The organism is Pseudomonas sp. REB1044, assembly GCF_038813925.1.
GTDB lineage: Bacteria > Pseudomonadota > Gammaproteobacteria > Pseudomonadales > Pseudomonadaceae > Aquipseudomonas > Aquipseudomonas boreofloridensis.
This window is the reverse complement of sequence record NZ_CP046139.1, coordinates 612,292-637,281: the sequence shown is the minus strand read 5'-3', so window position 1 is coordinate 637,281 and position 24,990 is coordinate 612,292. Positions and strand designations below refer to the sequence as shown.

At 65.4% G+C, this 24,990-nt stretch carries 22 protein-coding genes and 1 pseudogene; 5 read left to right on the top strand and 18 right to left on the bottom strand.

Annotation, left to right across the window (positions count from 1 at the left end; genetic code table 11):
• Nucleotides 1-36: 36 nt before the first annotated feature.
• Both GKC70_RS02930 and GKC70_RS02925 read right to left on the bottom strand, forming a co-directional pair.
• Entirely contained in the window at nucleotides 37-1,242 is a 1,206-nt protein-coding gene (locus tag GKC70_RS02930; RefSeq protein WP_029614523.1) for an RtcB family protein, read from the bottom strand.
• 21 nt (nucleotides 1,243-1,263) lie between these two features.
• Nucleotides 1,264-2,394, bottom strand: coding sequence for a slipin family protein (locus GKC70_RS02925; protein ID WP_342650381.1), 1,131 nt, complete (start codon nucleotides 2,392-2,394; stop codon nucleotides 1,264-1,266).
• 578 nt (nucleotides 2,395-2,972) lie between these two features.
• On the opposite strand from GKC70_RS02925, the gene rtcR reads away from it, so the two are divergent.
• On the top strand, nucleotides 2,973-4,568 hold the full coding sequence (gene rtcR / locus GKC70_RS02920; RefSeq protein WP_342650380.1) for an RNA repair transcriptional activator RtcR: 1,596 nt from the start codon (nucleotides 2,973-2,975) through the stop codon (nucleotides 4,566-4,568).
• Nucleotides 4,569-4,645: 77 nt separating this feature from the next.
• Here the strand turns inward: rtcR and GKC70_RS02915 are convergent, their stop codons facing one another.
• From GKC70_RS02915 to GKC70_RS02895, 5 genes are all read right to left on the bottom strand, one after another.
• Nucleotides 4,646-6,082 carry a hypothetical protein gene (locus GKC70_RS02915; protein WP_029614521.1) on the bottom strand — a complete coding sequence of 479 codons (1,437 nt, stop codon included), beginning with the start codon at nucleotides 6,080-6,082 and terminating at the stop codon, nucleotides 4,646-4,648.
• Nucleotides 6,083-6,401: 319 nt separating this feature from the next.
• Nucleotides 6,402-7,385 (bottom strand): zeta toxin family protein, encoded by a 984-nt coding sequence (locus tag GKC70_RS02910; RefSeq protein ID WP_342650379.1) that lies wholly within the window; start codon nucleotides 7,383-7,385, stop codon nucleotides 6,402-6,404.
• 127 nt (nucleotides 7,386-7,512) lie between these two features.
• Nucleotides 7,513-8,709, bottom strand: coding sequence for an SGNH/GDSL hydrolase family protein (locus GKC70_RS02905; protein WP_342650378.1), 1,197 nt, complete (start codon nucleotides 8,707-8,709; stop codon nucleotides 7,513-7,515).
• 1 nt (nucleotide 8,710) lies between these two features.
• Nucleotides 8,711-9,814, bottom strand: a complete 1,104-nt coding sequence (locus GKC70_RS02900; RefSeq protein WP_342650377.1) for a DUF459 domain-containing protein — start codon at nucleotides 9,812-9,814, stop codon at nucleotides 8,711-8,713.
• On the bottom strand, nucleotides 9,801-11,204 hold the full coding sequence (locus GKC70_RS02895) for an MBOAT family O-acyltransferase (RefSeq protein ID WP_342650376.1): 1,404 nt from the start codon (nucleotides 11,202-11,204) through the stop codon (nucleotides 9,801-9,803). The genes GKC70_RS02900 and GKC70_RS02895 overlap by 14 nt, the downstream gene beginning before the upstream one ends.
• Nucleotides 11,205-11,539: 335 nt before the next feature.
• On the opposite strand from GKC70_RS02895, the gene GKC70_RS02890 reads away from it, so the two are divergent.
• From GKC70_RS02890 to GKC70_RS02875, 4 genes are all read left to right on the top strand, one after another.
• The gene (locus GKC70_RS02890; protein ID WP_029614518.1) at nucleotides 11,540-11,782 is read left to right on the top strand and encodes an exodeoxyribonuclease VII small subunit; all 243 of its coding nucleotides are present in this window, start codon (nucleotides 11,540-11,542) and stop codon (nucleotides 11,780-11,782) included.
• Nucleotides 11,779-12,666 carry a (2E,6E)-farnesyl diphosphate synthase gene (gene ispA, locus GKC70_RS02885; RefSeq protein ID WP_342650375.1) on the top strand — a complete coding sequence of 296 codons (888 nt, stop codon included), beginning with the start codon at nucleotides 11,779-11,781 and terminating at the stop codon, nucleotides 12,664-12,666. The genes GKC70_RS02890 and ispA overlap by 4 nt, the downstream gene beginning before the upstream one ends.
• A gap of 104 nt (nucleotides 12,667-12,770) precedes the next feature.
• A complete protein-coding gene (gene dxs / locus GKC70_RS02880) occupies nucleotides 12,771-14,666 on the top strand; it encodes a 1-deoxy-D-xylulose-5-phosphate synthase (RefSeq protein WP_295488706.1) in 1,896 nt (631 codons plus the stop codon).
• Between the two features lie 94 nt (nucleotides 14,667-14,760).
• On the top strand, nucleotides 14,761-16,632 hold the full coding sequence (locus GKC70_RS02875) for a TonB-dependent receptor (protein ID WP_342650374.1): 1,872 nt from the start codon (nucleotides 14,761-14,763) through the stop codon (nucleotides 16,630-16,632).
• Here the strand turns inward: GKC70_RS02875 and GKC70_RS02870 are convergent.
• The 11 genes and pseudogenes from GKC70_RS02870 to nrdR all read right to left on the bottom strand — a co-directional run bounded on the left by GKC70_RS02870 (nucleotide 16,610) and on the right by nrdR (nucleotide 24,905).
• On the bottom strand, nucleotides 16,610-17,419 hold the full coding sequence (locus GKC70_RS02870) for a cobalamin-binding protein (protein ID WP_342651456.1): 810 nt from the start codon (nucleotides 17,417-17,419) through the stop codon (nucleotides 16,610-16,612). The two genes, GKC70_RS02875 and GKC70_RS02870, sit on opposite strands and share 23 nt — an antisense overlap.
• A gap of 16 nt (nucleotides 17,420-17,435) precedes the next feature.
• The gene (gene ribA, locus GKC70_RS02865) at nucleotides 17,436-18,053 is read right to left on the bottom strand and encodes a GTP cyclohydrolase II (RefSeq protein ID WP_029614517.1); all 618 of its coding nucleotides are present in this window, start codon (nucleotides 18,051-18,053) and stop codon (nucleotides 17,436-17,438) included.
• Nucleotides 18,054-18,183: 130 nt separating this feature from the next.
• Nucleotides 18,184-18,921: a transporter substrate-binding domain-containing protein gene (locus tag GKC70_RS02860; protein ID WP_342650373.1), complete on the bottom strand. Its 738-nt coding sequence runs from the start codon at nucleotides 18,919-18,921 to the stop codon at nucleotides 18,184-18,186.
• A gap of 18 nt (nucleotides 18,922-18,939) precedes the next feature.
• Entirely contained in the window at nucleotides 18,940-19,443 is a 504-nt protein-coding gene (locus tag GKC70_RS02855; protein ID WP_029614515.1) for a phosphatidylglycerophosphatase A, read from the bottom strand.
• Nucleotides 19,440-20,408: a thiamine-phosphate kinase gene (thiL, locus tag GKC70_RS02850; RefSeq protein WP_342650372.1), complete on the bottom strand. Its 969-nt coding sequence runs from the start codon at nucleotides 20,406-20,408 to the stop codon at nucleotides 19,440-19,442. The genes GKC70_RS02855 and thiL overlap by 4 nt, the downstream gene beginning before the upstream one ends.
• An 18-nt stretch (nucleotides 20,409-20,426) precedes the next feature.
• The gene (nusB, locus tag GKC70_RS02845) at nucleotides 20,427-20,927 is read right to left on the bottom strand and encodes a transcription antitermination factor NusB (RefSeq protein WP_342650371.1); all 501 of its coding nucleotides are present in this window, start codon (nucleotides 20,925-20,927) and stop codon (nucleotides 20,427-20,429) included.
• Complete coding sequence (gene ribE, locus GKC70_RS02840) at nucleotides 20,924-21,400, bottom strand: 6,7-dimethyl-8-ribityllumazine synthase (RefSeq protein ID WP_029614513.1); 477 nt, start codon at nucleotides 21,398-21,400, stop codon at nucleotides 20,924-20,926. Before ribE ends, nusB begins: the two co-directional genes overlap by 4 nt.
• A 91-nt stretch (nucleotides 21,401-21,491) precedes the next feature.
• Nucleotides 21,492-22,583, bottom strand: a complete 1,092-nt coding sequence (gene ribBA, locus GKC70_RS02835; protein WP_342650370.1) for a bifunctional 3,4-dihydroxy-2-butanone-4-phosphate synthase/GTP cyclohydrolase II — start codon at nucleotides 22,581-22,583, stop codon at nucleotides 21,492-21,494.
• Between the two features lie 17 nt (nucleotides 22,584-22,600).
• A complete protein-coding gene (locus GKC70_RS02830) occupies nucleotides 22,601-23,266 on the bottom strand; it encodes a riboflavin synthase (protein ID WP_342650369.1) in 666 nt (221 codons plus the stop codon).
• 42 nt (nucleotides 23,267-23,308) lie between these two features.
• Nucleotides 23,309-24,438: pseudogene (gene ribD / locus GKC70_RS02825) on the bottom strand (bifunctional diaminohydroxyphosphoribosylaminopyrimidine deaminase/5-amino-6-(5-phosphoribosylamino)uracil reductase RibD).
• A gap of 2 nt (nucleotides 24,439-24,440) precedes the next feature.
• Nucleotides 24,441-24,905 carry a transcriptional regulator NrdR gene (gene nrdR, locus GKC70_RS02820; protein ID WP_029614510.1) on the bottom strand — a complete coding sequence of 155 codons (465 nt, stop codon included), beginning with the start codon at nucleotides 24,903-24,905 and terminating at the stop codon, nucleotides 24,441-24,443.
• Nucleotides 24,906-24,990: the final 85 nt, after the last annotated feature.

Below are 24,990 nucleotides of genomic sequence, written 5' to 3'. Positions count from 1 at the left end.
GACTCTCCTCGCTTGAGCGCCTTGCCGGCGCTCCTCTCAACCTTTCACGCACACCACCTGACGCAGGGTGTGCAACACTTCGACCAGCTCGCGCTGGGCGTTCATGACCGCATCGATGTCCTTGTAGGCCATCGGGATTTCGTCGATCACCGCCGCATCCTTGCGGCACTCCACATGGGCGGTGGCGCGACGCTGGTCTTCGACGGTGAAACGCTGCTTGGCCTGGGTCCGGCTCAGCACCCGACCCGCGCCGTGGCTGCACGAGCAGAACGACTCGGCATTGCCCAGGCCCCGGACGATGAAACTCTTGGCGCCCATGGAGCCAGGAATGATGCCCAGCTCGCCCTGGCGCGCCGACACCGCCCCCTTGCGCGTCACCAGCACCTCCTGGCCGAAATGCTGCTCACGCTGCACGTAGTTGTGATGGCAGTTGATCGCTTCCAGGCTGGCCTCGAAGGGCCTGCCCAGCACACTGCGGGTCGCTGCCACGGTGGCGCGCATCATCAGCTCGCGGTTGTGCCGGGCGAAGTCCTGAGCCCACCCCACCGCCTCGACGTAGTCGGCGAAATACCGACTGCCTTCCTCGAAATACGCCAGGTTGCGATCCGGCAAATTGGCCAGGTGCTGACGCATGTCGGCCTGGGCGCGCTCGATGAACAGGCTGCCGATGGCATTGCCCACCCCGCGCGAGCCGCTGTGCAGCATGAACCAGACCCGGTCGGCTTCGTCCAGGCATACCTCGACGAAATGGTTGCCGCCGCCCAGGGTACCCAGGTGCTGGCGGTTATTGGTCTTCTCCAACTGAGGGTACTTGTCGGTGATCGCCTTGAAGCGCCCCGCCAGCGCGCTCCATGCCTGGTCGGCCTGGCTGGGCACATCGCCCCACGCCCCTTGGTCGCGACGCCCGTGCGTCTTGCCATGGGGCACCGCTTTCTCGATGGCGCTGCGCAGGCCGTGCAGGTTGTCCGGCAGGTCGCGGGCGTGCAGCGACGTGCGCGCCGCGATCATGCCGCAGCCGATATCGACACCCACCGCCGCCGGGATGATCGCCCCGACGGTGGGGATCACACTGCCGATGGTCGAACCCTTGCCTACGTGCACGTCGGGCATCACCGCCAGGTGCTTGAAGATGAACGGCAGGCGCGCCGTGTTCATCAGTTGCTGGCGCGCGGCGTCATCTACCGGCACGCCGTCGGTCCACAGTTTGATCGGCTTGCCGCCGGCCACTTCCAACAGATTCATCGTCGTGTTCCTTGTCGTCGCTCAGCCGGTCTTGAGGCTGACCAATCCATTCAATACGTGATCCAGACCACCGAACACGGAGATCCGGTCGATACGTTCGGCCACCCGCTCCAGGGTTTCCAGTTCCTTCAGGCGCAACGCCGTCGGGCTGCCTTCCATCACCTTGGCGGTGTTGAGCAGCGAGCGCGTCGCCTGGGTTTCCTCGCGGCGCCGGATCACGTTGGCCTGGGCCGCCTTCTCCGCTTCCACCACTTGCGCCAGCAGGGTCTTCATCTCGCCCGGCAGGATGATGTCGCGCACACCGAGGGTGCTGACCTCCAGGCCGCTGTCCGGCAGCAGCGCCTGCAAGTGCTCGCCGATGCGCGCGTCGATGTACTGCTTGTCGTCGAGCAACTCGTCCAAGGTGCGCGTGCCGACTGCCGCACGCAGGCCCAGTTGCAGCTCACGGTACAGGTGCTCCACCGGTTTGCTGAAGCGTGCATGGGCCATCAGCACATCGCTGTAGCGCCAGTTGGCGACCAGGTTCAGGCGCAGGCTCACCTTGTCGCGGGTGAGGATTTCCTGACCGTTGACTTCCAGCGCCTGCACTCGGGTATCGACGGTCTCCACGGCGACCTGGCTACCGCAGCGCCAGAAGCCGTATTGACCGGCCTGCAGGAGGTCGACCACGGCACCGTCGATCTTCAGCACACCCACATGGAACGCTGGCACGGTGACCAGCAGTACATGCTCGAGCCCAGCCAGCCCCGGCCGGTTCAGCCGCGCCAGCAAGGCGGGTGGCACGCGGCGGCCCTGGGTCAGGTCGATGCGCTCCAGCGTGTGCTGGGCTTGGCCTTTCCAGTACAGGCGGCGGCTGTCCGGGCCGAGCAGTTCCATCAGCTTGCCATCCTCCAGGCGCAGGCCCAGTTCGTGCTCGCCCAGGTCCATGCGCTCGAAGTAGTGTTCGACCAGTTGTGGCTGGTGCTGGCGCAGGTAGCCGGCCAGGGGATGGTCGAACAGCGGGGTGTTGAGGTTGAAGGTCTGCACCGCCAGCCGGTCGTGCCAGTCGAAACGCGGATACAGCCCAGGCTCCAGGATCGCCTGGAAATCGCCCTCGTCGAGCAGCAGGCCGCGTTCGTTCTTTTTCACGATAAAGCGTTTCATCCATTTCATTGTTCTGTTCCTCTCATTCATGTGCAGGGTGCCGGTGGTGCCGACTCACCGGGCACTGGGGGCGGAACCCGGCGCAGTTCTGGGGCCGGGAGCCAGGCTCCAGCGGCGGCCGTCGTTGCGCCAGGTCCGGCCAGCAGGCCGGGTGAATCGGCGGTGGTGCCGGCAATGCTTGCCGACGAGGGCCTTCCTGGCCCTGCACCGCACCAGCGGGTGTTGCGTCATAGCTACCTTCGGAGGGTAGTGCCGGGTCTCCCCGGCGAGCGTTCGCGCAGCCGTTTCACGGGTCAGCACGAGAACGACCGGTCGTTGCAGCGGCGGCATGCACGACACCGACACCGGAGTGGGTACGTGCACCGGCGGGGTGCTAACCCCTTGCCCGAGGGCCTGCCTGGCGATGCGGTCAGAGAGGTGATTGCGAACGCTGTGCCAGCTTTCCAGCGACACAGCGCATAAAAATTTATCTCATTGATTTATAAGAATTTATTTTCATTATCTGGTTTGTCGAAATTTCCCACGGGTGATCGGAAGCTGAAATTTAATATACGCTTGGATCGTCACTTATCTTTTTGGATAAACCCGTGAACAAGTCACGCGTCGCCATCGGCTTTCTCGGCTCCACCCTCGACCGCAACGGCAAGGGCGCCGCGCGCTGGAACCGCTGGCGCCCCACCATCGGCCTGTGCCGCCAACCCGACCTGCCGCTGGATCGCCTGGAACTGATCCATGGCCCCAGCGCCCGCGACCTCGGCCTAGCCGAGCGCATTCGCGCCGACGTGCAGCAGGTTTCGCCCGCCACCGAAGTGCGCCTGCACCCGCTCACCCTGCGCAACCCCTGGGACTTCGAGGAGGTCTACGGCGCCCTGCACGACTTCGCCAGCGACTACCGCTTCGACACCGAGCGCGAGGACTACCTGGTGCACATCACCACGGGCACCCATGTCGCGCAGATCTGCTGGTTCCTGCTGACCGAGGCGCGCTACCTGCCGGCGCGCCTGGTGCAAACGGCACCCTCACGCCAGCGCGACGAAGCCAGCGACCCCGCCGGCACCGCCACCCTGATCGACCTCGATCTGTCGCGTTACGACCAGATCGCCTCGCGTTTCCAACGCGAGCAGGCCCAGGGTCAGTCGCTGCTCAAGTCCGGCATCGCCACGCGCAACGCCGCCTTCAACCGCACCATCGAGCAGATCGAACGGGTCGCCCTGCGCTCGCGGGCGCCGGTGCTGCTGGTGGGGCCGACCGGCGCCGGCAAGTCGTTCCTGGCCCGGCGCATTCACGAACTCAAGCGCGGTCGCCACCAGCTCGAAGGGCGATTCATCGAAGTGAACTGCGCGACCCTGCGCGGCGACGGCGCCATGTCTGCTCTGTTCGGCCACGCCAAGGGCGCCTTCACCGGCGCGCAAAACGCCCGCGAAGGCCTGTTGCGCGCAGCCGATGGCGGCATGCTGTTCCTCGACGAGATCGGTGAACTGGGCGCCGACGAGCAGGCCATGCTGCTCAAGGCCATCGAGGAAAAGCGCTTCTTCCCGCTGGGCGCTGACCGCGAAGTGCAGAGCGATTTCCAGCTCATCGCCGGCACCCACCGCGACCTGCGCGCCAGAGTCGCCGACGGCTCGTTCCGCGAAGATCTGTTCGCCCGCATCAACCTGTGGACCTTCGCCCTGCCGGGCCTGGCCCAGCGCCGCGAAGACATCGAGCCCAACTTGGACTTCGAGCTGCAACGCCACGCCCGCGAGCAAGGTCGCCAGGTACGCTTCAACCTGCAAGCCAAACGCCGTTACCTGGCCTTCGCCCATGCCAGCGAAGCGCGCTGGGCCGGCAACTTCCGCGAGCTGTCGGCTTCGATCACGCGCATGGCCACCCTGGCCGACAGCGGGCGCATCGACGAAGCTTTGGTCAACGAGGAAATCGAGCGATTGCGTCACGCCTGGGGGCTGGATAGCCAGACCGAGGACGATACGCTGCTGGCCGGGCGCGAACTCGACCTGTTCGATCGGGTGCAGCTACGCGCCGTGATCGACGTGTGTCGGCGCTCGGCCAGCGTGTCCGAGGCCGGACGCGAGCTGTTTGCCGTGTCGCGGCAAGAGAAGGCCAACCCCAACGACGCCGATCGCCTGCGCAAGTACCTGGCGCGGTTTGGGTTGGCGTGGCAGCAGGTGAAGGGCGAGAGGTGAAGGCGTTGCAGAAGCGGTCAACCTGGAGCGACTCGCGGCACGCTCGCCCACGCATGACGTGAGCGAGCGACTGGACATCAGGACGGGAGCTTGAGCGGCGTTTTCGCCAGCTGTCGCCAGGTGCTCACGATGACCTCGGGAACACCCAGCGAGTTGCGCAACTCGGACTCCTTGAGCGTCTTGTATGCCTCGAAATGCTGCAGCAACAGGTCCTTGTTCGGGTCGTTCCCCTCTTTGTCGCGGCCGGCCTGACGACATTCCATGACCTTGGTCTTCCAACTCGCCGGCAGCGGGACTTCACCGACCTCCAGATCATCCACATACCAGACGAAGTGGCGGCAACTGCCGCCGCTGGTATCGCCCAGGGCACAAAGGGTCTGCTCGTGCTGATGCACTTTCGCCCTTCGGTCGGCGATGATCTTCGGCCAGAGCTTCTCGGCGAAATCGGCGTACTTCAATGCTGCCTTGGCCACAGTTCCGTCGTCGGGGCGGCCGTAGCTGGACAGCAGTGGATCACGCGCTACGCCGTCGCGCCCCAGATTGCCGGGATCGACCACGGCCATCTCCTGGAACAGGGCCAACTGCAGGCTCGCCGCGATCAGAAACACGCTGAAGCCCAGTTTCGCGTACTTGTCGCTCATCAGGGTGCCCAGCATGCCCCCTGGCCCGGACAGGAAAGTGGACTCATATTTCTGTAGCAGGGTGAACAGGTGCTTGCGGTCTTCCAGCACAGTCAGATCCCGAGCGGCCTTGGCCGGCAGGTACTCGTACTCCAAGTGCTGCTGGATGCTCTTGATGGCACCGTCGACGCTGTCGATCAAGCTCTGCTGCAGCTCTTGGCCGACGATCCGCTTCATCTCTACGTAGACTTTGTCGAAGTAGCTGGGCACCCCTGGCGGGAATACCGACTCGAACAACGACTTGGCGATCGCCCCACCGAGCGAAGACAGCAAGCTACCCGCAAGCTTGGAGCCGATGGTCGCCAGCACCTCCTCAGGGTTGTCCAGGAACAGTTCAGTATCGGCCGTGTCGGACAGCACCTTGGGCATCGCCCCGAGGAAAAGCAGGCGTCCGTCCTGATCCACCGCCACTTCCTTGAACAGATAAACCAATTGGCCGAAGTTGGTGGTGCGCAGCAGCACGACAGATCGAGGACGTGCACCGTTGAAGGGTTTGTTCAAGTAGGTGAACGTTTCGTCCTGCAGCACTTCGCCCTCGAGTAGCGGCGTTTCACGCTGTATCGACTGCATGACGCACGCCGTGCGCGCAGCATGTTGGCGCAGTACAGAATCACGCAGGGACGGCAAAGCGTCGGGTGACGCCACGGGGATCGCCGACATCGGCGCAATCATCTTGCCCAACGTGGCCTCGTCCATGTCATGCGTACCGTGATGGGCGAGATACTGCAGCATGTGTCGCCTGGCGTAGTCTGGCGGCGCGTCGGGGTAGACCTGGGCGATACCGAAGATAAAACCGACATTGATAACGTGATCGAGCGCTTTTGCGTCTTGCATCATGACTCCTGGATCCCTGGGGAGAGCGAGAGTGGACGGTAGTTATCAGAGCTGGAAATAAGGATGTGCCGGACGGCGACGAGAGCCGAAATGGAGAGGTTTGAGTGGGTAGCGCTCCGCAATTGATATCAAAGCGCCATCAATAGCCGAATTGGCGATACCACGCAATAGCCATTCGATCAGGCGTGCTCACCCGCGCAGTGCCTGATCGTTGGCATGACTGTTTCACGACGACTGTTTCACGACGACTGTTTCACGACGACTGTTTCACGACGACTGTTTCACGACGACTTCACTGAGCCCACAGCGCCAAGGCCCTTCACGCATAGGCGTACTTGAGCACGTACACACTCAGTTCCCGGAACACCGACTGCGGAATCGCCGGCATCAGCGCCTGGGCCTTTTCCAGCGTCTGGCAGCAGCGCTGCACCATCTGCTGGCGAGCGGACGCATCGACCATCCCGGCATGCACCACCTGCGAGTACTGCACGTAGGAACAGGGGAAGTTGGCCTGTTCGCTGCGGACGATCTGGAAGTGCGGATTGAGCTGCGGCGCTGTCACGAACGGCCGGCCCTTGAAGTCCGGCTGCGGCGTCAAAGCGGCGGGCGCCTCGCAGCGGCTATGGCACAGCGCCTGGCTTTCCATGCCGGTTTCGAACCCTCGGTGATACAAGGTGATCTCCGAGCCGGGCGCCTGGGTGCAGGCATTCTCGAACGCATCGAGGATGGCGCGGGCATTGCCCTGGGAGGTCTCGATCTTGCTCAGCGGCACGAAACGCTCGAATTCGTCCTTTGCCACCGCCTTCACGCCACGGTGCAGCGTGGCCCAGTGACTGAACTCCTTCTGGCAAGCGATCAGGTGCACCTCGAAGCGATAGCCGAGCGCCACAGCGGTCGCGGGGAAGCTGGCGAAGTCGGCGCTGTCCAGCGCGCTCTCCATGATGATGTTGTAGCGGTTCTGGAAGGCATAGCTGAACAGCTTGTTGCCCAATGCCCAGATGAACGGCTCGGTCTGCGCGTAGACTTCCAGCCCGCTCAACGCGCGCATCTGCTCATAGCGTGGATGCAGGGCGCGATACGCCGGCACATAGAGGCGAACGTAGTTGTCGTAGGCGTTGCCGGGCAACAGGTGGTTTTCCAGCAGGTAGGTTTTGCCTGAGCCCTGCGCACCCGCGACGATGAGCAGCTTTGGCTGGGGCTGACCGTCACTGCCCACATCGCGGGTCTTGTCGAACAAGGTGGCGCTGATGGCCTCGAACACGGCCTGCAACTCGGCTTCGGTGTAGGGATAAGGATGGGACATGAGGACGTTCTCCGGGCGAATGACCCGTGATCGGGTCGGCCGCTGAACTGTCCATCAGGTGCTACCGGCGAGCGCGGTAGATAATGCCCGCACCCAGTCCTCGCTGGACTGGGTGCAGAGCACGGGCTCACTGCAGTTTCAACTGGGCCTTGAGAAATGCATACAGCAGTGCTGCGCTCTTGCGATAACCGTCGGCTGTCAGGTGCACCAGGTCGGGCCGCCCCAGGCCGCTGGCCTGCCAGGCGGCGATCGAGCACGGTCCACCCATTTCGGCCTGCCAATCCCAGAACAGTGCCTTGTACTTCTGCGCCGTCTGGCGCTGGATACGCACCACACCGGCCAGGGGCTGCGGCTGACGCGCCGCGCAACTGGCCGCGCGGCGCTGCTTGATCGAGTCCGGCGGGCCAACCAGCAGGATCGCCGCCTTGGGCATCTGCTGGCGCAGTTGGCTGAGCGTGGCCTCGAGGTGCGCCTGGTACGCCTGGAGGTCGAGCGTGTCGTCGAACGCTTCGTTGGTGCCATAGGCCAGGATCACCAAATCCGGGCGCAACGCCTTGAGCGTGTCCTGCCAGCCGGCCTGCCACTTGTCCACCACCTCCAGCCGCGCGCCGTTGATGCCCAGCGACGAATAAGTCACCCCGGTGTTCTTCTGCCCCTGGATGTACCAGCCGCCCAGCGCTACCCCCTTGGCACCCTCGACGCTCAACTTCACCGGCAATCCGAGGTTGACGAACGCCGGACTCAAGCGCCATTGGCCATTGCTGGCCGGCAGCGTGCGCCGTTGGCTACCGTTGGCAACCAGCGTGGCGCTGCGGCTGGCTTGATACAGCGCGGAGATCCGGTAGCGCTGCGCGTCGGGATCGCGCGCCTGGATGTTCACCGCCGCGCGTTCGGCCAGCGGCGTCGACAGATAGCCGCCGAGGGGGAAGCGCTCGCTCTGCTGATTGCGCGCCGATACCAGTTCCCACTGACGCCGCTCGCTGGTGATGATCACCCGGTCGCTGCGAATGCCCGGCACCGGCGAAGCCGGCACCAGGCCGATGCCGCCGTCGCCATAACGCGCTTGCAGCAGCTTGCGCAGCTCGCCGCTGAACAGGTCGGCAGCCGTGTGCGAGTCGCCCAATTGCACGATGGAGATCGGCGTGCGCCCCGCCGTCCGGAACTTGCCGGCCAGCAGCGCCAGGTTGCCGTCGTCGCGCGCGGCAACGCTGGCGCGTACAGGTGCCTTGGCGTTGGCCTGGGGCGGCGCGCTGGCGCCGGTGCTGCAAGCCGGCAAGGCGCTGACGAGCAGCGCCACGCCCAGCAGGTGATGCCATTGGCGCATCTCAATGTCCTGTTGCGGTCAGGACCGGGAAGTCGATCAACGACAGCACCTGTGCGGCGATCATCTTCTGGCCCGTGATGGTGAAATGAATGCCGTCGTCGACCCGGACCTTGACCCGCTTGCCCTCCGGCGTTTGCACCGTATACGAGAACTGATCGTCGTCATAGCCGAGAATCGGATTGGCAGAAATGTAGTGCTGGCCGAACTGCGCGGTGCGTTCCTGATACAGCCCGCTGAGGTACTGCATGGCCGTCGACAGCCGCGCTTTCTCCATGTTCGGCGGGCCGACCCAGATCACTTGGACGTTATGCTCGCGCGCGCGTTCCAGAATGGCGTCGATGCGCGCGCGATAGGCCGACTCCCAGTCCGGCGACTTGAAGCGCAGGAAGGGTCTGCCCTTGCCTTGAGGCATGTCCCAGGGATCGTTGGGACCGAGGAACACCACCATCAGACGGATCTTCGGATCGCCGGCCAAGGTGTCGGCCACGGTCTGCGGCCAGTCGAAGAATCCGGGGTAAGCCAAGCCGGTGCTCTGCCGACTGAGGTTGATGGTGTTGATCTGGTAACGCTTGCGCAGGCTGTTGGCCAGATGAGGGGCGACACCCTGCATCAGCGAGTCACCCACCAGGAACACTTCGTCGCCAGCGGCGAGGGTGGCCATGGCTCCCTTGGCAGGCATCGGCGCATCGGCGGGCGCCACAGCAGGCGTCGGCGTTACCGGTGCGGCGGGCTCATGGACAGGCACCGCTGCGGGCACCGGCGGGTGCACGGCGGCAGGCGTCTGCACGTCGACGGTGACCACCGGCAACGCGGGCGGCAAGTCCACCAGCGGCGGGGCCTCGGCCAACGCGATCTGCCCACGCAGGCTGTCGAGGAAGCTGTCGCGACCCTGCTCCAGCGCCGCCGTCAGGCCGGCACCGAGGCGCCAGGTGGACGACTGCCCCAGCAGCGGCAATTCGCAACTGCGATGGTACTTCTGCTGGCAATACAGGCCGATCGAATCCTGATTCAACCAGAACAGCACGACGGTGGTCACCAGCAGGGCATACAGCGTGCGCAATGCGCCGATCTGCACCTGGAACAGGCGGCTGTCAGAAACTGGCATAGATGAACCCCGGCACGCCTGACTGCGAAGCGAAGATGACCAGCGACACGAACAGCGCCAGCGGCAAGGGATACACCTGCCAGGGCAGGCGCTGGCTGGCGGCGAAGCCTTGGCGCAGGGTGGTCAGCCACAGCGGGTAGGTGGCGATGTACAGCACGCAGGCCAGCAGTAGCACGCCGGTGCTGGAGTCGAGTCCGGCCAAACTTATCTGGCCGATGTCACCGAGCATTTCCCAGGCGCCCTCCAGCGTCGGGCTGCGGAAGAAAATCCAGGCGAAGGCGACATAGTGGAAGGTCAGCAGGCGTGCCAGCAGATCGGAGCCCGGCACGCGGGCGAAGCCGGGGCACCACTGTTCGAACAGCTTGTACACCGCCAGGCCAACGCCGTGTAGCGCACCCCACAGGATGAAGTTCAGGCTGGCGCCATGCCATAGGCCGGAGATCAGCATGGCCAGCAGCATGTTCAGGTTGCCGCGCCATACGCCTTGGCGATTGCCGCCCAGGGGAATGTAGATGTAGTCGCGGATGAAGCGCGACAGGCTGATGTGCCAGCGCCCCCAGAACGCCTTGAGGTTACGCGCGGCATAGGGTGCATTGAAGTTGTCCGGCAGCCGGAAGCCCAGCAGCAAGGCGATGCCGGTGACCAGGTGGGTATAGCCGCTGAAGTTGAAGTAGATCAGCAAGCTGTAGCCATAGACGGCGAGCAGCACCTGCTCGGGGGTGTGGCTGCCAGGCGTCTCGAACACCGGATCGACCCACTGGCTGCCCAGCCAGCCGCTGAGCAGGAACAGCTTGACCACGGCCAGGGCAATCAGCCCGAGCGCGCGCTGCGGTTCGAGCACCTCGCGCAGGGTGGTGGAGCGGATCTGCGGCAGCAGGTGCTCGGCGCGGTTGACCGGGCCAGCGATCAGACTGGGGAAAAAGGCCAGGTACAGGGCCAGGTCCAGTGGCGCAGCCGAGCCCCTTTCGCCGCGGTTGATCGACACCAGGTAGCTGACCGAATGAAAGGCGTAGAACGACAGGCCGATGGGCACCAGCAATTCGAGCACCGGCAGCGACAGGTCGAGCCCGGCGCTGGCGAAGGCGCTCTGCACGCCGCTGGCGAAAAACTCCTGGTACTTGAACAGGTAAAAGCAGCCCAGCACCAGGGTGAGCAGCAGCGCGCCATTGAACCAGCGTCCCGGCTGGCGCGCCGCCAGCAAGCCGAGCAGATACACCGCCCCGCTATAGCCGAGCAGGACGTACAACGACTCCAGGCTGAAACTGGCCACCAGGGCATAGCTGGCCACCAGCAACAACAGGTTCTGCAGCCGCACGCTCCAGCACAGACACCAGTAGAGGACGAAGAAGAGCGTGAAGCTCAGGCCGAATTCGATCGAAAGGAAGCTCACACTGTAATCCGTTACGTGACCTTGAAGGCTTGGGGAGAGGCGCCCGATTAAGCGCCGTTGAGGCTCGGAGCGGTGCGTGATGCAAGTCACTCAAGACTGCTTGGCAGACCCGAAGGCATTGAGTGAAGAACATCCCAAGATCAGAGCGGGCAGGATTATGGCAGAGGGTAAATGGGTGCTCAATCCGACTGATCTTCAAAATGCAATAAGAATGTTCCGAGTCAAATGCAACAAAATGCGTCAAACACCCTGCGTCAGATTCCCGGCCGCCATTTGCTCGCTCCGCGTCGCTCTGCTAGTGTCGCGCCGTTGAAACCGCCACCGAGACAGCCGCCATGGCCCGCAAGAAGACCTCCATCGATTTCGAACAATCCCTCGCCGACCTGCAAGCCTTGGTCGAGCGCCTGGAGACCGGCGAGCTGTCGCTGGAAGAGTCGCTGGCAGCGTTCGAGCAGGGCATCGCCCTGACCCGCGACTGCCAGGGCGCCCTGTCCCAGGCCGAGCAGAAGGTGCAGATCCTCCTCGAGCGCGACGGCGAGCTGGCCGCCCAGCCCTTCGACGCGGAACCGGAGGCATGATCGCGCGCTACCAGGCCCAGAGCCAGGCGCGCGTCGACGCCGCCCTCGAACCGCTGTTCGTGGCGCCGTCCAAGGAACTCGAGCGTCTTTACGCGGCCATGCGCTACAGCGTGATGAATGGAGGCAAGCGTGTGCGTCCGCTGCTCGCCTATGCCGCCTGCGAAGCGTTCGGTGTCGAGGCCGAGCGTGCCAACGGCGCAGCCTGCGCGGTGGAGCTGATCCACGCCTACTCGCTGGTGCACGACGACCTGCCGGCCATGGACGACGATGACTTGCGCCGTGGCCAGCCGACCACCCATAAGGCCTTCGACGAAGCCTGTGCCATCCTCGCCGGCGACGGCCTGCAGAGCCTGGCCTTCAGCGCCCTGCTCGACGATCGTCTGAGCCCGCAGCCCGATGCCATCCGCCTGGCCATGGTGCAGGCCCTGGCCCTGGCTGCGGGGCCGGCCGGCATGGTCGGCGGCCAGGCCATCGACCTCGGCTCGGTCGGCATCAAACTCGACCAGCCCGCCCTGGAATTCATGCACCGGCACAAGACCGGCGCACTGATCGAAGCCAGCGTGCGCCTCGGCGCCCTGGCCAGTGGCCGCGCCGAGCCTGGGCAGTTGCAGGCGCTGCAAGGTTATGCACGCGCAGTCGGCCTGGCGTTCCAGGTGCAGGACGACATCCTCGACGTGGAAAGCGATACCGCGACCCTGGGCAAACGCCAGGGCGCCGACATCGCCCGCGACAAACCGACCTACCCGGCGCTGCTGGGCCTGCAGGCGGCCAAGGCGTACGCAATCGAACTGCGCGACCAGGCGCTGGTCGCACTTGAAGGGTTCGGCGAAAACGCCGAGCCGTTGCGGGACCTGGCGCGCTACATCGTCGAACGCCGCCACTGAATGTGCGGGGCTGCTGCACGGCCCCCGCTACCCCCGTCTGAATGGGCAGCTTTTCCTCCAATGGGGTAAACTGCCGCGTCTTCAAACCTATAACGACTCGCCTGATGCCCACGACGTTTCAAGAGATCCCCCGCGAACGCCCGGTCACGCCTTTGCTGGACCGCGCCGACACGCCCGCCGGCCTGCGCAGGCTAGCCGAAGCCGACCTGGAGAGCCTGGCCGACGAACTGCGCCAGGAGCTGCTCTATACCGTGGGGCAGACCGGCGGGCATTTCGGTGCCGGCCTGGGCGTCATCGAACTGACCATCGCCCTGCACTACGTCTTCGACACGCCCGACGACCGTCTGGTGTGGGACGTGGGCCACCAGGCGTACCCGCACAAAATCCTCACCGGACGCCGCGAGCGCATGCTCAGCCTGCGCCAGAAGGACGGCATCGCCGCCTTCCCGCGCCGTAGCGAAAGCGAGTACGACACCTTTGGCGTCGGCCATTCCAGCACCTCGATCAGCGCGGCGCTGGGCATGGCCATCGCCGCCCGCCTGCAGCACAGTGCGCGCAAGTCCATTGCCGTGATCGGTGATGGCGCGCTCACCGCCGGCATGGCCTTCGAGGCGTTGAACCACGCCCAGGAAGTGGATGCCGACATGCTGGTCATCCTCAACGACAACGACATGTCGATTTCGCGCAATGTCGGCGGGCTGTCCAACTACCTGGCCAAGATCCTCTCCAGCCGCACCTACGCGAGCATGCGCGAGGGCAGCAAGAAGGTGCTGTCGCGCCTGCCGGGCGCTTGGGAAATCGCCCGCCGCACCGAGGAATATGCCAAGGGCATGCTGGTGCCCGGCACCCTGTTCGAGGAGCTGGGCTGGAACTACATCGGCCCGATCGACGGCCATGACCTGCCCACGCTGATCGCCACCCTGCGCAACATGCGCGACCTCAAGGGCCCGCAGTTCCTGCACGTGGTGACCAAGAAAGGCAAGGGCTTCGCGCCTGCCGAAGTCGATCCGATCGGCTACCACGCCATCACCAAGCTGGAGCCGACCAACCGCCCCGCCGCGCCGAAGAAACCCAGCGGGCCGAAGTATTCCGCCGTGTTCGGCCAGTGGTTGTGCGACATGGCCGCTGCCGACAACCGCCTGGTGGGCATTACCCCCGCCATGAAGGAAGGCTCCGACCTGGTCGCCTTCAGCGAACGCTTCCCAGAACGTTACTTCGACGTGGCCATCGCCGAGCAACACGCGGTGACCTTCGCGGCCGGCATGGCCTGCGAAGGCGCCAAACCGGTGGTGGCGATCTACTCCACCTTCTTGCAGCGCGCCTACGACCAGCTCATCCACGACGTGGCGGTGCAGGACTTGGACGTGCTATTCGCCATCGACCGCGCTGGTCTAGTGGGCGAGGACGGCCCGACCCACGCCGGCAGCTTCGACCTCTCTTACCTACGCTGCATCCCCGGCATGCTGGTGATGACGCCAAGCGACGAGAACGAGCTGCGCAAGATGCTCAGCACCGGCCACCTGTACAAAGGCCCGGCTGCGGTGCGCTACCCGCGCGGCACCGGCCCCAACGCGCCGATCGACGGCGACCTGGCGCCGCTGGAAATCGGCAAGGGCGTGATTCGCCGTCAAGGCGCGAAGGTGGCGCTGCTGGTGTTCGGCGTGCAACTGGCCGAGGCCTTGCAGGTGGCGGAGCGTCTCGACGCCACGGTGGTGGACATGCGCTTCGTCAAGCCACTGGACGAGGCCCTGGTGCGGCAAATGGCCGACAGCCACGAACTGCTGGTCACCCTCGAGGAAAACGCCATCATGGGCGGCGCCGGTTCGGCGGTCAGTGAGTACCTGGCACGCGAGGCGGTGGTCATGCCGCTGCTGCACCTGGGCCTGCCAGATCACTACGTGGAACACGCCAAGCCCGAGCAGATGCTCGCCGAATGTGGCCTGGATGCCACCGGCATCGAAGCGTCGATCACGGCACGACTCACCCAGCTCGGTCTCTGAACGACGCCGCGCCCCTCACCAGCGGTGTTTTCATCGCGCTTGAGCCCGCTGCCACAGCGCAGCAGGCTCAAGCGCATCTGCTATGGAACGGCACATGAAACCCTCGACCCTGCTCGCCCTCCTCTGCCTCCCCGCCCCGCTGTTGGCCGCCAGCCGCGACGACGCCCTGAAACTCGCCGACACCCTCGTCAGCGCCAACCGGCAGGTGGAGTCACGCACCAGCAGCAGCGCGGCCAACACCGTGTTCACCCGCAGCGACATCGACCGTCTGCAACCGAGCAGCGTCACCGACCTGCTCAGCCGCGTGCCCGGCGTGCAAGGGGCGCCCACCGGCGGGCGCGGCAGTCTGCCGGGTATCTTCATCCGCGGCACCAAGACCGCGCAAAGCCTGGTGCTGGTCGACGGCGTGCGCATCGCCAACGCCAGCTCCGGCGACAGCGGCTTGCAGTATCTCGACGTCGACCAGATCGAGCGCATCGAAGTGCTGCGCGGCTCTCGTTCGGCGGTGTATGGCAGCGACGCCATCGGCGGGGTGATCCAGATCTTCACCCGCCGCGCCAGCGGCCCGGGCCTGCAACCGCGCCTGCGCCTGGCTGCGGGCAGCCAGCAGACGTTCCAGCGCAGCCTGGGCCTGTCCGGCGGCGATGGTCAGACCCGCTTCAACCTGGGTGCCAGCCTCGACGAAACCGCCGGTATCGACTCGACCGGGCCGTCCTTCGCCAGCGACGGCGACCACGATGCCTACCGCAACAAGACCGTCAACCTGAGCCTGAGCCATGTCTTCAACGAGCGCTTCGAAGCCGGCCTGAACCTGCTCGACAGCCGGGGTCGCAGCGAGTACGACAATCCGTTCGGCCGCTTCGACCCCGTGACCTTCGACAGTTTCGGTCAGAAGCCCTATACCGATTTCACCGTCAGCAGCCTGGGCAGCTACCTCGATGCCCAGCTCAGCGAGCGCTGGCACTCGCGCCTGGAACTGGGCCACAGCGAAAACCGCGACCGCAAACGCGACACGCTCAGCGACGACGGCAGTGTGTTCAATACCTACCGCGACCAGATCACCTGGCAGAACGACCTGACCCTCGACGCCGGCCATAGCCTATTGCTGGGTGGCGATTGGTATCAGGACCGGGTGCACGGCAGCACCCGCTTCGATAAAGACAGCCGCAGCAACCGCGCGCTGTTCCTCCAGCATCGCTACCACGGCGAAGCGTTCTCCACCGAGTTGGGCGTGCGCCGCGACCAGAACCAGCAGTTCGGCGGCCAGACCACCTGGAGCGGCAGCCTGACCGTACCGCTGAATGCCGACAACGACCTGCTGCTGTCCTACAGCGAAGGCTTCCGAGCACCGACCTTCAACGACCTGTATTACCCGCAGTACAGCAACCCGGACCTCAGCCCGGAGCGCTCCAGAAGCTATGAGGTGCAGTGGCGCAGCCAGTTGAGTGCCGCCAGCCAGTTGGAGGCCTCGCTGTACCGGACCGACCTGCGCGATGCCATCGTCTTCGGCGAAGGCTCGATCCCGCGCAACGTCGCCTCCGCCCGGATCGACGGCGCGGAGTTGGCGCTGACCCAGGACTGGGGCCCATGGCGCAGCCAGCTCGGCCTGGCGGTGATCGACCCGCGCGACCGTGACAGCGGCCATACCCTGGCCCGCCGTGCGCGCCGCACCGCGAGCTTGGATCTGGACCGTCAATTCGAGCGTTTCACCCTCGGCGGCAGTTGGCAGGCCGTCAGCAGCAGTTTCGACGACGAAAGCAACCGCCAGCGCCTCGGTGGCTACAGTCTGTTCGGCCTGCGCGGCAGTTGGGCGGTGAGCGACACGCTGAAGTGGGAGGCCAAGCTCGACAATCTGTTGGACAAGCGCTACAGCCGCGCCCTGTACAGCTACGACGGCAGCACCTACGGTTATCGGGAAGCGGGTCGCACCTGGCTGCTGAGCCTCACTTGGACGCCGGCGCTCTAGCGTCGAGCAGCACACACAGACGCGCAGTCGCTTCGATCATCTGTCCGCTGGGACGCTCCAGTCCTTTGTCGGGTACCACCAGCAGACGCCCGCCCGCCACCGCGCTGAGCGTTGGCCAGGCCTGCCAACTGCTCAATTGCGCCGTGTCGCCCGCCAGAATCGCCTCGGGATCGCGCGCCAGCACCGATTCGACGCTCACCTGCGGCGCGGGCTGGGCCAGATCGGCGAATACATTGCGCGCACCGCACACGGCCAGGGCGTCGCTGACCACCTGGCCACCGCCCAGGGTATACAGCGGTCGATCCCACACCTGGTAGAACACGCGCAGTGGTCGGTCACGTCGATAGTGCTCGCGCAATTGGGCCAGGCGCAGACGCAGTCGGTCGGTGTAGCGCTGTCCCGTCTCTGCGCGGCCCAGACGCACGGCGATGGCCTGGATCTGATCGATCAGTTGGTCGAGGTCATGGGGTTCGCCGCTGAACGTGGCGATGCCCAGTTGGCGCAACTGCTCACGCTGGGCCGGTGGCACGCTGCCGGGCCACAGCAGAAACAGGTCGGGTTTGAGCGCCAGCAGTCGCTCCATGTCGAGCTGCCCATAGCCGCCGACCGACGCCAGCCCCTGCAAGCGCTGCGGCCGCTCGCCGCTGTCGAGCACCCCCACCAGCAGGTCGTCGGCGTCCAGCTCCAGCACGATCTCGGTCATCGACGGCGCCAGGCTCACGACCCGGGGCGCTGTATCGGCCCACGCCGCGCTGCTCAACAGCAGCGCCAACCAGCAGGCACGCATCGACATCAGCGCCGGATCAGGCCTGGGGCACTTCGCCCTGGTGCTGATTGCCCATCATGTGACCGAGCTTGTCGGCTTTGGTCGCCAGGTACAGGCGGTTGTGCGGGTTCTGCCCGGTGTGCAGCGGCACGCGCTCGGCCACGGCGATGTTCATGTCGGTGAGCGCCTTGACCTTGCGCGGGTTGTTGGTCATCAGGCGCAGCGACTTGACGCCCAGGTGCTCGAGCATCGGCAGGCAGATGGCGTAGTCGCGCTGGTCGGCAGCAAAGCCCAGACGCTCGTTGGCCTCGACGGTATCGGCACCGCCATCCTGCAGTTCGTAGGCGCGGATCTTGTTCAGCAAGCCGATGCCGCGACCTTCCTGACGCAGGTACAGCAGCACGCCACGCCCTTCCCGGGCAATGGCCTGCAACGCGGCTTCCAGTTGCGAACCGCAGTCGCAGCGCTGGCTGAACAACGCATCGCCGGTCAGGCATTCGGAATGCAGACGCCCGAGTACCGGTTGGCCGTCGGCAATGTCACCCAGGCTCAGCACCACGTGCTCGCGGCCGGTGGCCTGTTCGAGAAAGCCATGCATGGTGAAGGTCGCGAAAGGCGTCGGAAGCTTGGAAGCGGCAACAAAGACGACGGGCACGTTGTGCTCCTGAGAAAGTGGGAAATTTCGATGAGCGAGATTGTATCAGCAGCCTGACGGCCGTGGGCACGCGGATATTCGTGGCTTCGGATCGAAAGATTCGATCATGGCTCGAGCCGGGTAAGCCGCCTCAATGCGGCTGACTGTCCGCCGAGAACGGATACGGCTGCTTCCAGCGCTGGAAGATCGGCTTCAGCTCACCGCTGCGTACCAGCGTTTCCATGCGTTGGTCGAACAGTTCGCGCAGCGCACGGCCGCGCTCGCTGTCGGTGAACGCCAGGTACAGCGGTAGCTCGGTGAGGTGACTGCGACGAAACCGCGAGGGCTGGTCGGCGTGCTCGAGCACGTAGTCGACCTCGGTCTGCGCATCGATGTAGTAGTCCACACGGTCATGCTCGAGCATCGGCAGGATGCCTTCACGGCGCTGGATCTCGCGGAAGTTGCTCACATCGGGCAGGTACTTCTGGAAGTCGTAGCCGCGCACCCAGGCCAGCCGGGCGCGGCCGATAGTTGCCACTTCCGGCACCGGCTTGTCGACCAGGCTCAGGGCATAGATATGATCCATATCGAAATGCCAGCGCGGGTAGAGGTTGTCGGTGTCTTCCTGCTTGTACGAGCCGACCCAGGCATCGGCCTCGCCCCGCTTGACCAGGCCAATGGCTCGACTGTAGGGCGCGCTCTCGGTCTGAACGGTCACCCCCACCGGCTCGAAGACCTTGCGCAGGACATCCCAGGCCACGCCGCTGCCGTCGGCGTTGGTGTAGTCGATCCATTCTTCGCTGACCAACCGCACCTGCTTCGGCCGCTCGGCCGCCACGGCACTGCCTATCAGCACACTCAACGCCAGCAACACAGTCTTCATGACCATCGACCTGCTCCCTGTGTATCAGGCCACCGCCCAGACCAGCACCTGCATGCCCAGCCAGGCGAATACCCCGGCCAGGACGTCGTCGAGCATGATGCCGACGCCGCCGTGCACATGGCGATCAATCCAGCGGATCGGCCAAGGCTTGAGAATGTCGAAGAAACGGAACATCAGGAACCCTGCCAGCAGCCACTGCCATCCCTCGGGCACCAGCCACAGGGTGATCCACATGCCGACCATTTCGTCCCAGACGATGCCTTCATGGTCGTGCACGCGCAAGTCGTTGGCCACCTTGCCGCACAGCCAGAAGCCAAACAGCATGGTGATGCCCAGCAACAGCCAGTAGCCCCAGTCCGGCAGCATCTGCCACAACGGAATGAACGGCAGCGCCACCAGTGAACCCCAGGTTCCAGGCGCTTTGGGCAATGTACCCGAGCCGAAACCGAAGGCGATGAAGTGCCATGGATTGCGCCAGACCGAAGGCGGAACGAACTCCGCAGGCACCTGATTGGGGTGGTCGGTCACGGTGTCTCCCTGAAGTGTTGGTAGCCCCGTTGCACCGGGGTGATGTCATGACCCTGGCCGTCCCTGAGCGTAACGCCTTCTCCGGGCAGCACGCGGCCGATGACATGAACATGGATGAAGCCCGGCAGCACCAGGCGCTGTAACGCCTCGGGCGCGATGGTGAAGGCCAGCACGTAGTCGTCGCCGCCGGTGAGCGCAGCGTGAAGGGCCGCGTCGCGACCGAGCAGCGCCTGCAGTTCGGTAGATACCGGCACCTGCTGCTGGTTCACTTCGAGCGCGACACCCGAGGCTTTGGCGATGTGGCCGCAATCGGCCAGCAGGCCGTCGGAGATGTCCAGCGCGGCGCTGGCATGACCGCGGAGCAACTGACCGAGGGTCGATTGCGGCATCGGCGCCCAGTAGCGGGCGAGCAGCGGACGCGCCAGCTCCTGGGCGGCCTGGCGCTCGCCGAGCACCAGCGACAAGGCACCGGCAGCATCGCCCAGGTGATCGCCGACGCACAGCAGATCGCCGGGCCGCGCGCCGTCACGGCGCAGTGCCTGTCCAGCCGGAACACGGCCGAATACGGTGACGGTGAAGCTCAGCGGCCCGCGCGTGGTGTCGCCTCCGATCAGACTCATGCGGCAGCGGTGAGCCATGCGGCTCAGGCCGTCGCTGAAGTCCTTCAGCCACTGTGCATCGACCTCGGGCAAGGTCAGCGCCAGGGTGAAGCCGATGGCTTCGGCGCCCATCGCCGCCAGGTCGCTCACCGCCACGGCCAGTACCCGCTGGCCGAGCAGCGAAGGATCGCACACAGCAGGAAAATGCACGCCTGCCACCAGGGTATCGGTGGACACCGCCAGTTGCTGGCCGGCGGCCAGCTCCAGCAGGGCGCAGTCGTCACCGATGCCCAGGGCCACGCCCTCGACGGCCTGCGCGCAGTGCGCAGAGGCAAAGAACTGGCGGATCAGCTCGAACTCACCCATGGCTGGTCAGCGCCACGGTCAGCGCTTGTTGGCCCTGACTTCGGCTTCGCGCAGGGTGGGCGCGAGCTTGTCGAGCACACCGTTGACGAACTTGTGGCCGTCGGTGGCACCGAAGACCTTGGCCAGCTCGACGCCCTCGTTGATCACCACGCGGTACGGCACGTCGACGCGCTTGATGAACTCCCAGGTGGACAGGCGCAGCACGGCCAGTTCGACCGGGTCGAGCTCGTCCAGGGCCAGGTCCAGGCACGGCGAGAGGGCGTTGTCGATTTCAGCCTTGATCGCCGGAACCCCATGGAGGATTTCGCGGAAATAGGCACCGTCGACATCGGTGAAATCGTTGTCGACGCGGAACTGCGCCTCGATCTCGTTCAGCGAATGCTGCGCCATGTGCCACTGATACAGCGCCTGCGTGGCGAGCTTGCGGGCTTCGCGGCGCTTGGCGCTCTTGGAGGGCTTGCCGGCATCCGCAGGTTTTGGATCGCGCGGGTTGAAACGATCGCTCTCGTCGCTAATCACTTGGCCTCCAACTGCGCCAGCAGGCTGACCATTTCCAGAGCCGACAGGGCCGCTTCGGCGCCCTTGTTGCCGGCCTTGGTGCCGGAACGCTCGATGGCCTGTTCGATGGAGTCGACGGTCAGCACACCGAAGGCGACCGGCACGCCGAACTCCATGGAGACCTGGGCCAGGCCTTTGGTGCACTCGCCCGCCACGTATTCGAAGTGCGGGGTGCCGCCACGGATCACGGCGCCCAGGGCGATGATCGCGCTGTAGTCACCTTGCTGGGCGACCTTCTGCGCCACCAGCGGGATCTCGAACGCGCCAGGGGCACGGATGAGGGTGATGTCGCTTTCGCTGACGCCGTGGCGTACCAGGGCATCGACGGCACCGCTCACCAGGCTTTCGACGACGAAGCTGTTGAAGCGGCCAACCACCAAGGCGTAGCGACCTTTGGGGGCGATGAAGGTACCTTCGATGGTCTTCAGGGTCATTCCGGTAATCTCATATTAAAGAGCGAGGCCGCTACGGCGGCCTTCGATAGGGTTCGGACACGAGCGCCAGGGCCAGGCTGGCGCGTCGGTATCACTCGGAGGGCACGTATTCTACAACTTCCAGATCGAATCCGGATATCGCGTTGAACTTCATCGGCGAGCTCATCAGGCGCATCTTGCGCACACCGAGGTCACGCAGGATCTGCGAGCCGGCACCGACGGTGCTATAGGTGGTCGGTGTCTTGGTCGGCAGGTCGCCGGCACTTTCGCGGATATGCGCCAGCAGCACGTCGCCATCCAGCGGGTGCCCCAGCAGCAGCACCACGCCACTGCCGGCTTCGGCCACGGCGCTCATCGCCGCGCGCAGGCTCCAGCGCCCCGGCTGCTTGACCAGCAGCAGGTCGCGCAGCGGGTCCATGTTGTGCACGCGCACCAGGGTCGGTTCTTCGGCGCAGATGGTGCCCAGGGTCAGGGCCATGTGCACGTCGCCTTCGACCGCATCGCGGTAGGTGACCAGGTTGAATTCGCCCAGCTCGCTCTCGATCGGCTGCTCGGACACGCGCTGCACGGTGCGCTCGTGGATCATGCGGTAGTGGATGAGGTCGGCGATGGTGCCGATCTTCAGGTTGTGCTCGGCGGCAAACACTTCCAGCTCGGCGCGGCGGGACATGGTGCCGTCATCGTTCATCACCTCGCAGATCACCCCGCTCGGCTCGAACCCGGCCATGCGCGCCAGGTCGCAGGCCGCTTCGGTGTGACCGGCACGGGCCAGGGTTCCGCCCGGCTGGGCCATCAGCGGGAAGATGTGCCCAGGGCTGACGATGTCCTCGGCCTTGGCGTCCTTGGCCGCAGCCGCCTGCACGGTGCGTGCGCGGTCGGCGGCAGAGATGCCAGTGGTCACGCCCTCGGCAGCCTCGATCGACACGGTGAACTTGGTGCCGAAGCCTGAACCGTTGCGCGGCGCCATCAGCGGCAGCTTGAGGGTCTCGCAGCGCTCGCGGGTCATCGGCATACAGATCAGGCCACGGGCGTGCCTGGCCATGAAATTGATATGCTCGGGCAGGCAGCACTCGGCCGCCATGATGATGTCGCCTTCGTTTTCGCGGTCTTCGTCATCCATGAGGATGACCATTTTGCCCTGGCGGATGTCTTCGACCAGTTCTTCGATGCTGTTGAGCGCCACTGGCACCCCCTTCTCAATCAGGATTTCAGGTAGCCGTTGGCGGCCAGGAAGCTTTCGGTGATGCCACTGCTTTTACTTGGCTCGGCGGCCTTGTCGCCCAGCAGCAGGCGCTCGAGGTAGCGGGCCAGCAGATCCACCTCGAGGTTGATGCGGCGTCCCGGACGGTAGTCGGCCATGATGGTTTCGGCCAGGGTGTGCGGAACGATGGTGAGTTCGAATTCGGCGCCGTCGACTTCGTTGACCGTCAGGCTGGTGCCGTCGACGGTGATCGAGCCCTTGTGCGCGATGTACTTGGCCAGCTCTTTCGGGGCCCGGACGCGGAACTGGATGGCGCGGGCGTTATCGCTGCGCAAGACGATCTCGCCGACGCCGTCGACATGACCACTGACCAGGTGACCGCCCAGGCGTGTAGTGGGCGTGAGGGCCTTCTCCAGGTTGACCCGGCTGCCGCTCTTGAGCTCGACCATGGCGGTGCGCTTGAGGGTTTCCACGCTGACGTCGGCCCAGAAGCCGTCACCGGGCAGCGCCACGGCGGTGAGGCAGACACCGTTGACGGCGATGCTGTCGCCGAGCTTGACGTCGGCAAGATCGAGCTTGCCGGTCTGGACGTAGACACGCACGTCACCGCCCTTAGGGGTGATGTTGCCGATGGTGCCGATGGCTTCGATGATGCCGGTGAACATGCGGGTCTCCTCAGGTACGGGCTGCGCAGCGCAAGCCCGGCATTATACGCCGGGCGCGGACGTGGGAATGGCGATGACTCGCCAGTCATCGCCCACGGCGCGCATTTCGATGATCTTCAGCCGGGGGGCATCGGCCATGCGTTCGAGCGGCCAGTCCAGTAAAGGACGGGCCTGGGAGCCCAGGAAGGTGCCAGCGACGAACAACTGGTACTCGTCGATCAGCCCGAGCTGGGCGAAAGCGCCGACCAGGCCGGCACCGGCTTCGAGCAGGATTTCGTTGGCACCGCGCTCGGCCAGCAGGCGCAGCAGCGCCGGCAGGTCGACCTGGCCATCGTTGCCAGGCAGCACCAGCAATTCATGACCGGCAGCAGCGTAGCGTGGGTCGGCCGCCCGGGCGGTGACCACCAGCGCGGGACCGGCCTGGAAGAACGGTGCGTCCAGCGGCAGGCGCAGGCGACCGTCGATCAGCACGCGCTGCGGCGCACGTGACAGGGCCAGGGCCGTGGTGTCGGGATCCAGCCCCAGCTCGGCGCCGCGCACGGTCATGCGCGCGTTGTCGGCCAGCACGCTTTGGGCGCTGGTCAGCACCAGGCTGGAACGGGCGCGCAAACGCTGCACCGCGCCACGCGCGGCGGCGCCGGTGATCCATTGGCTTTCGCCACTGGCCATGGCGGTGCGACCGTCCAGGCTCATGGCCAGCTTGGCGCGCACGAACGGCACGCCGTGCTCCATGCGTTTGAGAAAGCCTGGATTGAGCGCCCGCGCTTCGGCCTCGAGCACGCCGCTGGCGACCTCTACACCCGCCTCGGCCAAGCGCCGCAGGCCGCGCCCGGCCACTTGCGGGTTGGGGTCCTGCATCGCCGCCACCACCCGCGCGACCCCGGCCTGCACCAGTGCCTCGGCGCACGGCGGCGTGCGCCCGTGGTGGCTGCACGGTTCGAGGGTGACGTAGGCGCAAGCGCCGCGGGCGCGCTCACCGGCCTGGCGCAGCGCATGCACCTCGGCGTGGGGCTCGCCGGCGCGCACGTGCCAGCCTTCGCCAACCACTTCGCCCTGGTTGACGATCACGCAGCCTACCCGGGGTTGGGGTGGGTGCTGTACAAGCCCTTGCGGGCCAGTTCCAGGGCGCGGGCCATGTAGTGGGCGTCGAGGATGGCGGTCTGGCTGGACATGCTTACTCTTTGGCTGGCTCGCGGGCCAGACGGTCGATTTCTTCGCGGAACTCGTCCAGCGCCTGAAAGCGCCGGTACACCGAAGCGAAACGGATGTAGGCGACTTCGTCGAGCTTGCGCAGCTCGGACATCACCAGTTCGCCGACCACCAGCGATTTGACTTCACGCTCGCCGGTGGCGCGCAGACGGCTCTTGATGTGCGCCAGCGCGGCTTCCAGGCGCTCGATGCTCACCGGACGCTTCTCCAGCGCCCGCTGCATGCCCGCGCGCAGCTTGTCTTCGTCGAACGGTTGGCGCGTGCCATCCTGCTTGATCAGCCGGGGCAGAACCAGTTCGGCGGTCTCGAAGGTGGTGAAGCGTTCGCCACAGGCCACGCATTCGCGGCGCCTACGGACCTGTTCGCCCTCGGCGACCAGGCGCGAATCGATGACCTTGGTGTCGTTGGCACCGCAAAAGGGACAGTGCATGGTGGCAGGCAACAAAAAAAGGGAGGGCCATGGTAGCGCATCCCACTGGCAAGACAAGCCAAAGGGGTTACCATCCAGAGAAATC

What these genes read in the sequence shown, in the direction of transcription:
- thiL (WP_342650372.1), bottom strand. Translation starts at nt 20,408, where the DNA reads ATGGGTGAGTTCGAGCTGATCCGCCAGTTCTTTGCCTCTGCGCACTGC.
- ribE (WP_029614513.1), bottom strand. Translation starts at nt 21,400, where the DNA reads ATGACCCTGAAGACCATCGAAGGTACCTTCATCGCCCCCAAAGGTCGC.
- GKC70_RS02890 (WP_029614518.1), top strand. Translation starts at nt 11,540, where the DNA reads ATGGCCCGCAAGAAGACCTCCATCGATTTCGAACAATCCCTCGCCGAC.
- GKC70_RS02910 (WP_342650379.1), bottom strand. Translation starts at nt 7,385, where the DNA reads ATGTCCCATCCTTATCCCTACACCGAAGCCGAGTTGCAGGCCGTGTTC.
- GKC70_RS02915 (WP_029614521.1), bottom strand. Translation starts at nt 6,082, where the DNA reads ATGCAAGACGCAAAAGCGCTCGATCACGTTATCAATGTCGGTTTTATC.
- GKC70_RS02925 (WP_342650381.1), bottom strand. Translation starts at nt 2,394, where the DNA reads ATGAAATGGATGAAACGCTTTATCGTGAAAAAGAACGAACGCGGCCTG.
- GKC70_RS02830 (WP_342650369.1), bottom strand. Translation starts at nt 23,266, where the DNA reads ATGTTCACCGGCATCATCGAAGCCATCGGCACCATCGGCAACATCACC.
- dxs (WP_295488706.1), top strand. Translation starts at nt 12,771, where the DNA reads ATGCCCACGACGTTTCAAGAGATCCCCCGCGAACGCCCGGTCACGCCT.
- GKC70_RS02905 (WP_342650378.1), bottom strand. Translation starts at nt 8,709, where the DNA reads ATGCGCCAATGGCATCACCTGCTGGGCGTGGCGCTGCTCGTCAGCGCC.
- ispA (WP_342650375.1), top strand. Translation starts at nt 11,779, where the DNA reads ATGATCGCGCGCTACCAGGCCCAGAGCCAGGCGCGCGTCGACGCCGCC.
- GKC70_RS02900 (WP_342650377.1), bottom strand. Translation starts at nt 9,814, where the DNA reads ATGCCAGTTTCTGACAGCCGCCTGTTCCAGGTGCAGATCGGCGCATTG.
- GKC70_RS02875 (WP_342650374.1), top strand. Translation starts at nt 14,761, where the DNA reads ATGAAACCCTCGACCCTGCTCGCCCTCCTCTGCCTCCCCGCCCCGCTG.
- nrdR (WP_029614510.1), bottom strand. Translation starts at nt 24,905, where the DNA reads ATGCACTGTCCCTTTTGCGGTGCCAACGACACCAAGGTCATCGATTCG.
- GKC70_RS02870 (WP_342651456.1), bottom strand. Translation starts at nt 17,419, where the DNA reads ATGCGTGCCTGCTGGTTGGCGCTGCTGTTGAGCAGCGCGGCGTGGGCC.
- GKC70_RS02860 (WP_342650373.1), bottom strand. Translation starts at nt 18,921, where the DNA reads ATGGTCATGAAGACTGTGTTGCTGGCGTTGAGTGTGCTGATAGGCAGT.
- GKC70_RS02930 (WP_029614523.1), bottom strand. Translation starts at nt 1,242, where the DNA reads ATGAATCTGTTGGAAGTGGCCGGCGGCAAGCCGATCAAACTGTGGACC.